Here is a 12,635-nt window from a genome sequence, read left to right as displayed (position 1 = left end):
ATCAGTTATTCTCGGCCTTCTTAACAACCTGAATGCTCAGTTCCGCCAGCGCGGCTTCATTGGCAAAGCTTGGCGCTTCAGTCATCAGACACGCTGCAGCCGTGGTTTTCGGGAAGGCAATAACGTCACGAATGTTGTCAGTACCGGTCAGCAGCATAGTCAAGCGATCCAGACCAAACGCCAGGCCCGCATGCGGCGGTGTACCGTATTTTAGCGCATCCAGCAGGAAGCCGAACTTCTCGCGCTGTTCTTGCTCGTTAATGCCCAGAATGCCGAATACGGTCTGCTGCATATCACCGTTGTGAATACGCACGGAACCACCGCCCACTTCATAGCCGTTGATGACCATATCGTACGCGTTGGCAACCGCGTCTTCCGGCGCAGCTTTCAGCTCAGCGGCAGTCATGTCTTTTGGCGCGGTGAACGGGTGGTGCATCGCGGTCAGCCCGCCTTCACCATCGTCTTCAAACATCGGGAAGTCGATAACCCACAGCGGCGCCCATTTGGCTTCGTCGGTAATGTTCAGGTCTTTGCCCAGTTTCAGACGCAGCGCACCCATCGCGTCGGCCACCACTTTCTTGTTGTCGGCACCGAAGAAAATCATGTCGCCGTCTTGCGCACCAGTACGCTCCAGAATCGCGTCTACGATTTCTGCGTTCAGGAACTTAGCAACCGGGCTGGTGATGCCTTCCAGGCCTTTCGCACGCTCGGTGACTTTGATGTAAGCCAGACCTTTCGCGCCGTAAATCTTAATAAAGTTACCGTAATCGTCGATCTGTTTACGGCTTAAGCTCGCACCGCCCGGTACACGCAGGGCAGCCACACGGCCTTTCGCGTCGTTCGCCGGACCAGAGAACACGGCGAACTCAACGCCTTTCACCAGATCGGCAACGTCAACCAGTTCCATCGGGTTACGCAGGTCTGGTTTATCAGAACCGTAACGACGCTCGGCTTCGGCAAAGGTCATGATCGGGAAATCACCCAGATCCACACCTTTAACTTCCAGCCACAGGTTACGCACCAGCGCTTCCATCACTTCACGCACCTGCGGCGCGGTCATGAAGGAAGTCTCAACGTCGATCTGAGTAAATTCAGGCTGACGGTCAGCACGTAAGTCTTCATCACGGAAGCATTTTACGATCTGATAGTAGCGGTCAAAACCGGACATCATCAGCAGCTGTTTAAACAGCTGAGGAGACTGCGGCAGCGCGTAGAACTTACCTTTATGAACACGAGAAGGAACCAGGTAATCGCGCGCGCCTTCTGGCGTAGCTTTGGTCAGCATCGGAGTTTCGATGTCGAGGAAGCCGTGATCGTCCATAAAACGACGCACCAGGCTGGTAATTTTTGCACGCGTTTTCAGGCGCTGCGCCATTTCAGGGCGACGCAGATCCAGGTAGCGATACTTCAGTCGCGCTTCTTCGGTGTTTACATGGTTAGAGTCCAGCGGCAGCGAGTCTGAACGGTTGATGATGGTCAGATCGGAGGCCAGCACTTCAATTTCGCCAGTCGCCATATCGGCGTTGACGTTTTTCGCGTCACGCGCACGCACGGTGCCCGTAACCTGGATACAGAACTCATTACGCAGTTCGGAGGCCAGCTTTAACGCATCCGCACGGTCCGGATCGAAAAATACCTGCACGATACCTTCGCGGTCGCGCATATCGATAAAGATCAGGCTACCAAGATCACGACGACGGTTGACCCAACCACACAGAGTCACCTGCTGCCCCTCGTGGGACAGACGTAGCTGTCCGCAATATTCTGTACGCATGAGATATCCCTTAACTTTGCCGCAGGCGGATTGTCACCTGTCTCGCAGGTGACGAAGTCGCAGCTTTAGCTGAATGTCACAACTGAATGAAAAAAGGCGGCTATTATACTGGAAATTCTGCCGCACGATAAGTCCGGTACTGACTGTACGCCTGTTTCCTGGACGGGCATTGCGTAATCTCACAAAAAATAACAAAAATTGTCGTCCCTTTCACACTGATTCGCGATTAAGGTGTAACGGAATTCTTTTTTTACTGGAGTGATCATGCTGGAACTGAACGCAAAAACAACCGCTCTTGTTGTTATTGATCTACAGGAAGGTATCCTGCCTTTCGCTGGCGGCCCATACTCGGCAAACGACGTGGTTGCCCGCGCCGCGCAGTTGGCGGAAAAATTCCGTGCCCACGGTTCCCCGGTGGTAATGGTGCGCGTCGGCTGGTCTGACGATTATGCCGAAGCGCTGAAACAGCCAGTTGATGCTCACGCTCCGGCCAAAGCGTTACCCGAAAACTGGTGGAATTACCCGGGCGCTCTGGGTAAATGCGCCAGCGACCTCGAAGTGACCAAACGCCAGTGGGGAGCTTTCTACGGCACCGATCTGGAATTACAACTGCGTCGTCGGGGCATCGAGACCATCGTCCTGTGCGGCATTTCCACAAATATTGGCGTGGAGTCAACGGCGCGAAATGCGTGGGAGCTGGGTTTTAATCTGATCGTTGCAGAAAACGCCTGTAGTGCCGCCAGCGCTGAGCAACATCAGGGCAGCATGACGCATATTTTCCCGCGTATCGCACGCGTACGCAGCGTGGATGAGATCCTGCAAGCGCTATGATTTATATCGGTTTACCCCAGTGGGCGCATCCCAAATGGGTGCGTCTGGGGATCACCAGCCTTGAAGAGTATGCCCGCCACTTTAACTGCGTGACGCGGGCATTTTAAAAATCACTAAAGAACGCCCAAGAGCATGTGTTTTCTTTAGTATATTCAAAGCATTAAAAAATAGCATCACATGAAATTCGGTAAACTTCATGTGTGCAATAATGTCCCATTCATGCCCCATAACTGGCATTTTTGTCCCATCCTTGCCCCATAAACCGACCGTCCGCTGCCTATAACTTCTATACTTTCTGTATGTTGTAAATTGGGAGGTTTCTATGTGTGGACGCTTTTCACAGTCAATGACGCGTGAAGACTATCTCGTTCTGCTTACTGAAGAAGCAGAACGCGATATCCATTACGATCCCGAACCGATCGGACGTTTTAACGTCGCGCCAGGCACCAAAGTTCTGCTTCTGAGCGAACGTGACGAGAAACTCCATCTTGATCCAGTTATCTGGGGATACGCCCCCGGATGGTGGGATAAACCACCGCTAATTAACGCACGCTCTGAAACTGCGGCCACCAGCAGAATGTTTAAACCACTCTGGCAGCATGGTCGTGCCATTTGCTTTGCTGATGGCTGGTATGAATGGAAAAAGGAAGGTGACAAAAAGCAGCCCTACTTCATTCATCGAGCCGATGGCCAGCCGATATTCATGGCGGCGATCGGCAGCTGAAGTGGTCAACAAAAACTGGCCACCGAGTTAGAGTTTTTCCAGTATCGATTTTCCGATTCGTTTGGGGGTAACCCACCGTTATATTCGTGCGGTCTTAGTGCGCTGTAATATCCAACGATATAATCCGTTATGGCGTGAGCTGCCTCGCTGAAGCTTACGTAACCCACCACCGGTATCCATTCGTTCTTCAGACTTCTGAAGAAGCGTTCCATTGGGCTGTTATCCCAGCAATTTCCGCGCCGGCTCATACTCTGCCTGATCTGGTATCGCCACAATAACTGCCGGAACTGCCTGCTCGTATAATGACTGCCCTGATCGCTGTGGAACATCACCCCGCCGGGCTTACCACGGGTTTCCCATGCCATTTCCAGCGCTTTCATGGTGAGCCTGCTGTCCGGCGAGAACGACATGGCCCAGCCCACTGGTTTTCTTGCGAACAGGTCGAGAACAACGGCGAGGTACGCCCAGCGCTTACCCGTCCAGATATAGGTCACATCACCGCACCACACCTGATTTGGCTCGGTCACGGCGAACTGCCGTTCAAGGTAGTTAGGGATAGCAACATGTTCATGACCACCACGTTTATACCGGTGAGTCGGCTGCTGACAGCTGACCAGCCCCAGCTCTTTCATGAGCCTGCCAGCAAGCCAGCGTCCCATCTGGTAGCCTCTCCGGGTTGCCATTGTGGCGATGCTTCTTGCTCCGGCCGAACCGTGGCTGATGCCATGTAGCTCAAGTACCTGACTGCGTAATACAGCCCGTCTGCCGTCTGGTTTTTCAGGACGGTTTTTCCAGTATCTGTAGCTGCTGCGATGAACCCCGAACACATGGCAGAGTGTGACCACAGGATAATGCGCTCTGAGTTTCCCGATTATCGAGAACTGTTCAGGGAGTCTGACATCAAGAGCGCGGTAGCCTTTTTTAATATTTCATTCTCCATTTCAATGCGTTGTAGCTTTTTCCTCAGCTCACGTATTTCGATTTGTTCTGGTGTTATCGGAGAGGCTTTTGGTGTTTTGCCCTGACGCTCATCACGCAGTTGTTTGACCCATCTTGTCATTGTGGAAAGGCCAACATCCATAGCTTTGGCGGCATCTGCCACCGTGTAGTTCTGGTCAACAACCAGTTGAGCGGATTCGCGTTTAAACTCTGCGCTGAAATTTCTTTTTTTCATTGGAGCACCTGTGTTGTTCTGAGGTGAGCATATCACCTCTGTTCAGGTGGCCAAATTCAGTGTGCCACTTCAGCACACCATTTGAACGTGGAGATGAAGCAGAAGGATTTCTGATAGTGACGGCAGTTGCAGACAAAGGACTGGTAGATATTCACGACAGGCGACCACTGGTACTGTCACCAGAAGCCGCTCGAGAATGGATGAGGCAGGACATTGGAGGGAAAGAAGCGGCGGAAATTGCAGCCGACGGTTCCGTGCCGGCTGATAAATTTATATGGCATGCCGTGACGCGTGCCGTCGGGAATGTGAAAAATCAGGGCTCCGAACTAATACAGCCAATATGATTACATCACCGGGCAGTCATCAAACTCCGCGTTCCTGGCATCATTAATGATGTACGTGATCACCCCGAATATAGCGGGTGCAGAACTGTAACCGTCATCATCTGCTGGCAGCGCTTCCCTTCTCCCGTTCTCCAGATTAACCAGGTGGGGCTGAGGATGAGTCCGATATCGCTTGATCCTGAATTCTCCGTCGATTGCACATATCAGCAGTGAACCATCGCAGGCAGTAAGTGACGCATCCACAACAAGCAACGCTCCCTGGATTATCCCTTCCCTGAAATGTGAACGCGATGCCCGCATGAAATAAGTCGCTGCGGGCTGACTGATTAGCTGCTGATCGAGGGAGATTCGTGTTTCAACATAATCTGCCGCAGGTGAAGGAAAGCCCATAGCTATAGTCCTCCGTTTGGATTGAACAGCTGAAAGGTACGGTTTTCGCCTTCCTGCGTTGATACATCGCGGAACGTTGTCACATACCACTCGATCCATTCATTGGCCTGTTTCATCGTCCAGTTCCAGTTAACCTTGCTCAGTTCCTGAACAAATCGCTGTGTGGTGACAGTCTTCCGGCCATTCGGTTCTTGCTGTATCGAAGCATACCAGGCTAATTCAATATCGCTACGTCGTGGCATCATTTAACCCCTCTTGAACACCGGATAAAAACACAGTATAAATACTGTATATCCATACAGTAAAGGAGCAATGTTCAATGTTCGTGGAACTCGTTTATGACAAAAGGAATTTTGATGGTCTGCCCGGTGCAAAAGATATCATTCTGGGCGAGTTGAGTAAGAGGGTTCACCGGATCTTCCCCGATGCTGATGTCCGGGTTAAACCGATGATGACACTGCCGGCGATCAACACTGACGCCAGCAAGCATGAGAAGGAGCAGATAAGCCGTACTGTTCAGGAAATGTTTGAAGAGGCTGATATGTGGCTGGTTTCAGATTAAACGCCTTGAACCGTCATATTGCTTAAGTACAATCCGCCATGACTGGCAATCATTCAATACTCGCACTATCGAACGTTCGCCAGTCGGCCGCAATCATGCTCTTGCATACGGTGTGGTTGCGGCATCCATATCATGGCTGCACAAAGCTATTTTTTAGCCCCGTTAATTCTTTCTGCGTATTTTCAAGTTGCTTAATGACGTAGTTAAGCGCCAGCATCGTATCGAGCAGAAGTACATTGGTATCAAGAGCCAGTAAGCTTGTTCCGTCTAAGCGGTTCGGCACCTCCTTCACATACTCCTCATCAATCTCACGGATGTCCTGGGCGATCACCCCCCGGCGGGTACGCCCTTTCTTGTCATCCTTATAGATAAAGGTACAGGGCGATAATTTTTTGACGTTTTCATAGGACCGCAAGCCATCGTTGTACTTGATGTCATTCTTAAGCTCTCTGGCAGACATTGCAGCTTTTGTAAAAATATACGACCCCCCCTGGTTCCCGAAGCCGTTACAAATTAAATCCCCGGTAGACATCGAGAACGTCCAGATTCTGGCACCATAAGCAACGTTATTTGCAGCCTGCATCAGAACTGTTGAAGGCCATGCACTAGTGCCATTACCTACCGCGCCAAACCCCGTAGTTAACGCAAATCCACTACCATTGCTATATTCGAATGAATTTCCGAAAACCGCGCTTGTCGCAGAGGAATCGTTAACTGGCGGTTGTTTGTACCCAGGACTGGCGAGCGCGGTTTCATACGTCCCGGGGGTTCCTCCGTTAGTGACTAACTTATCGTTTATCGTTACTTTGCTGGTGATCGTCCCACCTGTTTTATTGTTGACGGTACCAAACCGCGAATCATCGCCTGCGGCCACCGTTCCTGCAACTGTTCCAACGCTCATCGTGGCACTGTCTCCTAAATCGAGGTTTGTGCGAGCGCCTGATGCGGTTGTCGAACCGGTACCGCCCTGGTTCACAGGAACGGCCCCGCCGCTCTTGGTCGCCATATTGTCAGACAGATATTTCCATGACGGGCCAGTGAAGGAACTGCCATCGGGCAACTTAAATGTTGCGGTTGCGGGGTTACTAAATATCTGCTGCCAGTTCTGTTTGTCGTAGTTCAGCCCGCGCAGAGCTTCGGCGCTCTGAGTTACCAGGGCCGCAGTTACCATGTTCAGAGCTACCCGCGGAACAGCTGACCAGGCTGCACCGGCCTGAGTAGGTCCGGTAAAGTTACTGACCAGTGTCAGTGCTGCGCCGCTTTCCACGGATTTTACCGGGAGTGTATAGGGAATGCCGCCGACAGTAACAACTATAAAATCTCCGCCCGCCAGATCTGTGGTGAATGACGTTCCTGCCCCTGACACCGCAGCAGAGTTATTCGTCAGGGTTAAAGTTCCTGCTGACATGGATATCTCCTGAATTCAGATAATAAAAAACCCGCCGGTGCGGGTTATTTTTGGTATTTCATTGAAGGCAATTCGAACGGGTGAAGTTATTTTTATTCACCCATCGCCAGTTAAATGGATAACCGGCTCTGTACTCAGTCTGATTTGCAACTTTTCGCACACCGTAAATCTGTACTAACTGTGGCTGTCCGCCAAGTACAGACTCAGCCTGACAAACTGGTTTCTGTTTCTCCAGAACAGGAGCCGAACACGCTGAAAGCGCCAGACAAACAATAACGGGAATAATTATATTTTTCATTTCGATACCAGAGTTAATTATTTGAACAAAAATAACCAACGACACTGAATATTAGAAACAGTTTTAATAGATCAATATTCTTAAATTGATCGTTTAAATCGATCAATTTAATCATATGCAGTTGTGTTTATCGCCGTAATCACAATTCCGCTATTCGTTGTTCCGACAGAGGAACCACTTGCAGTGGTTGAACTTTGCCCCCTAATCCTTGTACCACCAGTGTCGTCATGGCAACCCGTCCCCACATCAACAGACTGAAATATTGGCTGCCCACCGGGTGCCGAACCAGCATGGAGGATGACAGAACCCAGCCCCATCGGATTTACGGCCCATTTGCCAGCCATGTATTTATCAATGTTAAGCCCACCACTTACAGCACCTGGTGAGCCAATAGTTGTAAGGTCGCTTAATACCCGGGACTCATTCGTAAGTACCAGTGTCCCTTCAGCATCCCATATAGCCACACCCCAGGCCGGAAGGGTAAGCGGATATATGGCAAAGAAATAGGCCTCAAGGACAAAAGCCGATCCCCTGTAATTAGACGCATCAACACTGAACGTATTGCCACTTTTTGAAGCTGATATCAGCCCAGGCCCCGCCGCCATACCCCCTGGATGAAACCGTGAAGCTCAGCGCCTGCTCAAATACCGGCTCCATCGCATCGGCTCTCCATCTAACTGTGTCGCTCCTTATTAACTAAAGAATCTATCTGTTGCAGGGGAGACGATTACTGTAAATCGGTTTACAGTAAAGTAAAGCGTATTTGGTTGTCCCCCTTGCACCTTCCAGACGTTGACTGTGATTGGTACGTTGACCGCGCCTGCAGGTACATCCACATAACCTACAACGTTTCGGAGGATTGAGGTGGTATTGTTGAACGTTTCATCAAACATAACTACTCCGTTTATCGTTAGCTGGACCCTAAATTGGTTATCTGGTCTAGAAACGCCCATTGAAATGGCTGAATATGGTATGCAAATACGAGCAGGATAATTCAGGCCACCTCTCCAGTATAATGTCTGGCTCCTTCCGTCCCCTCCTGCTATAGACATTTGCGGGAAAGTCCAAATTGCGCAAACGTCACCCTCTATTTTATTAGCTCGGACCGTCCCATTAAAATATCCGTCATTGCCGTAAATTGTACCGCGGACTGTTACGTTATTGAATTCACTATTTCCATTTTTATTGATATGCCAGCCTACCGAACCTGTAACATAGTTGTTGGACTGGATGTAGTTGCCGATTTTGGCGTTACTGATGGTGCCATCGCCTATCACCGTATCCCTGATAATCACCTGACCATTAACAACAGCAAAGGGTGAATATTGCGTATCACCGCTACCACTCATCAGGACGAACTGATTGGCGTTAAATCCGATACGAGTTACCACCGGCTGGCCTGGCTGAGCCAGCGCTGCGATGCTCATTCCGGCGTTATATTCCTGCCCGTTAATACGCAAACCAACCTTCAGCGTATGAATCGCCGATGCGCCAGTGCTGTCTACCATGGCAGTCAATTTGTCCTGTAGCACAGCTGTTACCTGGGAATATTGCTGGCTGGTAGTCTGCCCGAGTATATCCACTTTTCCGTCAACCGCAGAGACTCTGCCATCCACTGTTGACACTTTCCCATCAACTGAAGTGAGCATCGTGCCCTGCGCCTGCACCTGCGTGGACATTTCCGCCATCGCCTGATTCACATCGGCGATGGTCGTTTTGACCACCAGAATATCCGCGCGCACTTCGCCGTACTGCGCCCACTGGTGTTCCACGGTTGCATGGTTGGCCAGCGCGTTCTGCAATGCGGCTTCGAGGTTGGTATCAATGTCGCTTGTCAGGCGGTCACCGTCTGCAGACGTCAGGAAGTCATCAGCAATATCACCCAGGTAGTCGTCAGCATTCGCGTTGGATTGGCCACGAACCCAGTCGGTCCAGCCTGATTCATTACCCGTTCTGTCTACCAGCTGCGCGCGGTACCAGAATATTTGACCTGCCTTCAGGCCCATCTGCTGATACTTGCGCTGCGGGTAAGGTACGTCGGCCAGCAGCATCGCATCGTCTTCGGTACCGGTCAGACTGTACTGAATTTCCGTCTTCAGCGTGTCGTCGGTATTCGCCGGGAAGCCCCAATTAAGCTCGATACCGAATGCCACGTTTTCAGAAGCGATTAAGCCAACCGGCTTCGGTGGATTTCCCACTTTGCCGGTAAGATTTACTTCTGATGATGTCGCCCAGACTGATGAAACGTCGCTGGCGTTCACCGCCCTGACGCGGACCAGATAGCGACCTGAGTAGACACCCTGCACTTCAAAGCCGAGAGAAGAGGTTCGGGGCACGCTTACCCAGTTTCCGCTGTCACGCCGCCACTCCGCCTCATACGCAACAGCACCCTGAACTGAATCCCAGGCAACGCGCATAGTGGTAATCGCAATGTTCTGGTTAACCGTTGAGTAACTGTCAACGACAATATTTTCTGGGGGAGCCTGAACCCCTGGTGGAATGACGCTGATCGGACGCTCGTCCAGTCTTGCGCCGGTATCAACGGCGGAATAGATGTCAGGGTTGTAAGTCGTCCCGGTGACTTCGAAGGTGCCGTCGTTGTTGTCCCGCGTTCCCGTTACACGGAAAAGCGCTATAGTCAGATCGTCAGAATCCACACCCCAGTTACATTCAGCCTCCGGCGTTTCACTGTAGGGCGTGGTAACTGTCACGATGCTTCCGTTAACGGCCTGAACGGTTCTGGCCTGAGCCATGCCAGATGGCAGGTTCAAAAACAGCCGGTTCCCGGCTTTCACATCACTAGCGCGATCGAGTGTTATGTTGCGGCCGTTAACCGCACTCACCCTGCCGCCGATAGTTCTTCCGGCCAGCTCGTTAGCAGCCACGCCAATTACCTCCCCGACAGGAGGAACATCCATACCAGTACTGAAGGTCACTACCTCGCCGATACCGTTAGTAAGCAGCGCCCAGCGCCCCCGCCGGTTTGCCTCTGACTGCCTGGTACAGCCGATTGCAGTCATTTCTAACTGACGATAATCGAAGCGCATGGCCAGATCGTTATCGTAAACAGGCTCAGGCGTGTCTTTGAAGTGGTTGGCTGGGTCTGACCAGTTCACCAGTGCGGCAGTATTTCGGGTGGTTTCACTCGGGTCCGCAAAGGTAAATTTTCCCTCAACAACGCTGGCATGGTTATAGATGTGCCACACATCGCGGGGCATATCAGCCAGGACATACATCTTATTGTCGCCCCAGTACGTCATGCCGCGAAATATACCCGCCAGATCACGAAGTACGGTCCAGGCGTCATTACGGTCCTGGATATAAACGTTGCAACGAAAACGAGGCTCCGTCCCGCTTCCGCCCTTGCCGTCTGGTACCTGCTGATCGCAATACTGGGCGATGCGATAAAGCTCCCATCTGTCTATCTGAGTTGCATCGATTCTTTGACCCAGCCCGAAACGCTCGTTCAGAATGATATCGTAATAAATCCAGGCAGGGTTATCCGTCCATGCCCATTTAAATACGCCCTCCCATGTACCAGAGTAAGTCCGGGTTTCTGGATCATAAGTGTCTGGTACACGGATGATTCTCCCCTTCGGATTGCACACAACCTGAGGAATGCCATTAGGAAACTGCTTTGCGTCAAACTCTACATACAGCAGCGCTGTGTTAACGTAGCGAAGTTTGGCGTCAATAATTTCAGTTACAGCTACAACGCGCATAGTGTCGACGATATTCACGCTCGTGGAATCCGGCGTGATTCTGCGAACCCGCAACTGCCATCCAGTCGAGGCTTTCGGAAGATTGACGCGGTGACTGCGCTCATAAAGCGACGTGGTTTTGTCATCAACAGCACCGTTAACCACCGTTTCATACAGCCCGCCATCGACCGACAGATCGATAGCATACTCGACGCGGGTGCCGACTTTATCACCGTTGTTTTTCTGGAGTAAAAGAGTTGGCCATCCCAGGCGAATTCGCAGCGCAGAGAGCTGCGTGTTGGATACCGCGCGCACGTACGGCACAGCCTGTTTCAGCTCGTATGAAACCTGAAGTTCGTTTTCAATGCCGGGGAAGCCCTGAATGTAGTCCTGGTCCTGAGTACCGGAACGGAACTCATATTTCACATTATTGAAGTTATAACTTCCGTCGGCGTTCTGAAGAGGCGTGTAGGAAGATGAGTCACCAAGAAAAATGTTTTTACCATCAAGCCCGCCAGCGAACTCACCCTCTCCAAGCGCAATCAGCACCTTTGCCCTTGCAATGGACTGAATGCTATCCGGTGCTTCCACGGGCGTTCGGGTCTGATTGCTGCCACCTTTACCGCGGCCTTTGATGATCGTCGTTGTCATATTTCGCCCATAAAAAAGCCACCTTAAGGTGGCTACTGTTTGAATATCAGGATGTTGATTCCTTACAGCCCTGGGTATGTTGATACTTTGCTGTAGTTACTAAATAAAACTTTCGTCTGGATCAAATAGGTTAAGGAAAGTGAAATGATTGTCGTGTCATCCTTTGAAATAACGGAATCCGGAAGACGTTCCCAACCATGGGGTGCAACCGAAGGACATCAGTATAAAGCGGGGAAATACTATAATTTTAGAGAGCACCCCGAACTCATCACTACACATTTAGAAGACTTTGTAGAGCACGCAGACCAAATATCGGTACAAAATTTTTACGATTTTATTAGATGGATAAACGGTCCAGGAAGTGCCCTGGAAAGCACCGACTGTATGCTCTCTGGAGAACCTAAGGATGATCCATCAGCAGCCTTATTCAGGTGTACACATGGAATAACAGGCCGCTTCGAATTTTTCCTTCGACAGATAGAAATGAATGCAAACAAAGAAGCAATCATATGGGTTTACGATAAATTATCGATATACCTTCAGATAGAAAGGTCCGATTTTAGAAAAGGCTCCTTCCGCATCAGCCCCCTCATAACGGACTACATCACCCCCGATGGGAACAAGTTGACCGGGCACAGATTCTGTATCTATTTCCAGGCTTACGGGAATGGCATCCAAGATGCCTGGCTCTCGCTTGAAACAATGTTTGATAGTCTCGTGAAAACCACAAAACGGCTGAACTCTGAAATCATCAGTGGCCAGGCTGTACCGCTGTAAA

Annotated in this window: 9 protein-coding genes and 4 pseudogenes; 6 read left to right on the top strand and 7 right to left on the bottom strand. The window is 50.8% G+C overall.

Annotated features, from left to right (window positions below):
* Nucleotide 1: 1 nt before the first annotated feature.
* On the bottom strand, nt 2–1,774 hold the full coding sequence (aspS, locus tag HV302_RS10815; RefSeq protein WP_016153415.1) for an aspartate--tRNA ligase: 1,773 nt from the start codon (nt 1,772–1,774) through the stop codon (nt 2–4).
* 264 nt (nt 1,775–2,038) lie between these two features.
* On the opposite strand from aspS, the gene HV302_RS10810 reads away from it, so the two are divergent.
* From HV302_RS10810 to HV302_RS10805, 3 genes and pseudogenes are all read left to right on the top strand, one after another.
* Entirely contained in the window at nt 2,039–2,605 is a 567-nt protein-coding gene (locus HV302_RS10810; RefSeq protein WP_016153416.1) for a hydrolase, read from the top strand.
* Nucleotides 2,602–2,697: pseudogene (locus HV302_RS28290) on the top strand (DUF72 domain-containing protein); the annotation flags it as partial. The gene HV302_RS10810 and the pseudogene HV302_RS28290, both read left to right, overlap by 4 nt.
* Before the next feature lie 230 nt (nt 2,698–2,927).
* Nucleotides 2,928–3,326 (top strand): annotated as a pseudogene (locus HV302_RS10805) (SOS response-associated peptidase family protein); the annotation flags it as partial.
* An 8-nt stretch (nt 3,327–3,334) separates the two neighbouring features.
* Here the strand turns inward: HV302_RS10805 and HV302_RS10800 are convergent.
* Nucleotides 3,335–4,503 (bottom strand): IS3-like element IS911 family transposase gene (locus HV302_RS10800; RefSeq protein WP_094461488.1). Its coding sequence is split into 2 segments (ribosomal slippage): nt 3,335–4,254 and nt 4,254–4,503, totalling 1,170 coding nucleotides; the frame shifts between segments, so codons are not numbered across the junction.
* Between the two features lie 71 nt (nt 4,504–4,574).
* Between HV302_RS10800 and HV302_RS10795 the strand changes: the two are divergent.
* Nucleotides 4,575–4,847 (top strand): annotated as a pseudogene (locus tag HV302_RS10795) (SOS response-associated peptidase family protein); the annotation flags it as partial.
* Here HV302_RS10795 and HV302_RS10790 read toward each other — a convergent pair.
* Nucleotides 4,848–5,237, bottom strand: a complete 390-nt coding sequence (locus HV302_RS10790) for a HumD family translesion DNA polymerase (protein ID WP_112029012.1) — start codon at nt 5,235–5,237, stop codon at nt 4,848–4,850.
* A gap of 2 nt (nt 5,238–5,239) precedes the next feature.
* Complete coding sequence (locus tag HV302_RS28570; RefSeq protein ID WP_441550365.1) at nt 5,240–5,437, bottom strand: DNA polymerase V; 198 nt, start codon at nt 5,435–5,437, stop codon at nt 5,240–5,242.
* Here HV302_RS28570 and HV302_RS28565 point away from each other — a divergent pair.
* A pseudogene (locus HV302_RS28565) lies at nt 5,384–5,799 on the top strand (DinI family protein). The gene HV302_RS28570 and the pseudogene HV302_RS28565 overlap by 54 nt on opposite strands.
* A gap of 130 nt (nt 5,800–5,929) precedes the next feature.
* On the opposite strand, the gene HV302_RS10775 reads toward HV302_RS28565, so the two are convergent.
* From HV302_RS10775 to gpJ, 3 genes are all read right to left on the bottom strand, one after another.
* Nucleotides 5,930–7,207 carry a tail fiber domain-containing protein gene (locus tag HV302_RS10775; RefSeq protein ID WP_181627326.1) on the bottom strand — a complete coding sequence of 426 codons (1,278 nt, stop codon included), beginning with the start codon at nt 7,205–7,207 and terminating at the stop codon, nt 5,930–5,932.
* A gap of 58 nt (nt 7,208–7,265) precedes the next feature.
* On the bottom strand, nt 7,266–7,505 hold the full coding sequence (gene cor / locus HV302_RS28285; protein ID WP_191212447.1) for a phage exclusion lipoprotein Cor: 240 nt from the start codon (nt 7,503–7,505) through the stop codon (nt 7,266–7,268).
* 692 nt (nt 7,506–8,197) lie between these two features.
* Nucleotides 8,198–11,857: a TipJ family phage tail tip protein gene (gpJ, locus tag HV302_RS10770; protein WP_181627325.1), complete on the bottom strand. Its 3,660-nt coding sequence runs from the start codon at nt 11,855–11,857 to the stop codon at nt 8,198–8,200.
* Between the two features lie 144 nt (nt 11,858–12,001).
* Between gpJ and HV302_RS28280 the strand changes: the two genes are divergently transcribed.
* On the top strand, nt 12,002–12,634 hold the full coding sequence (locus HV302_RS28280; protein WP_044703935.1) for a hypothetical protein: 633 nt from the start codon (nt 12,002–12,004) through the stop codon (nt 12,632–12,634).
* Nucleotide 12,635 lies beyond the last annotated feature (1 nt).

Source organism: Citrobacter sp. RHBSTW-00859 (genome assembly GCF_013729795.1).
Taxonomy (GTDB): domain Bacteria; phylum Pseudomonadota; class Gammaproteobacteria; order Enterobacterales; family Enterobacteriaceae; genus Citrobacter; species Citrobacter braakii.
This window is presented reverse-complemented; position numbering and strand designations above follow the sequence as displayed.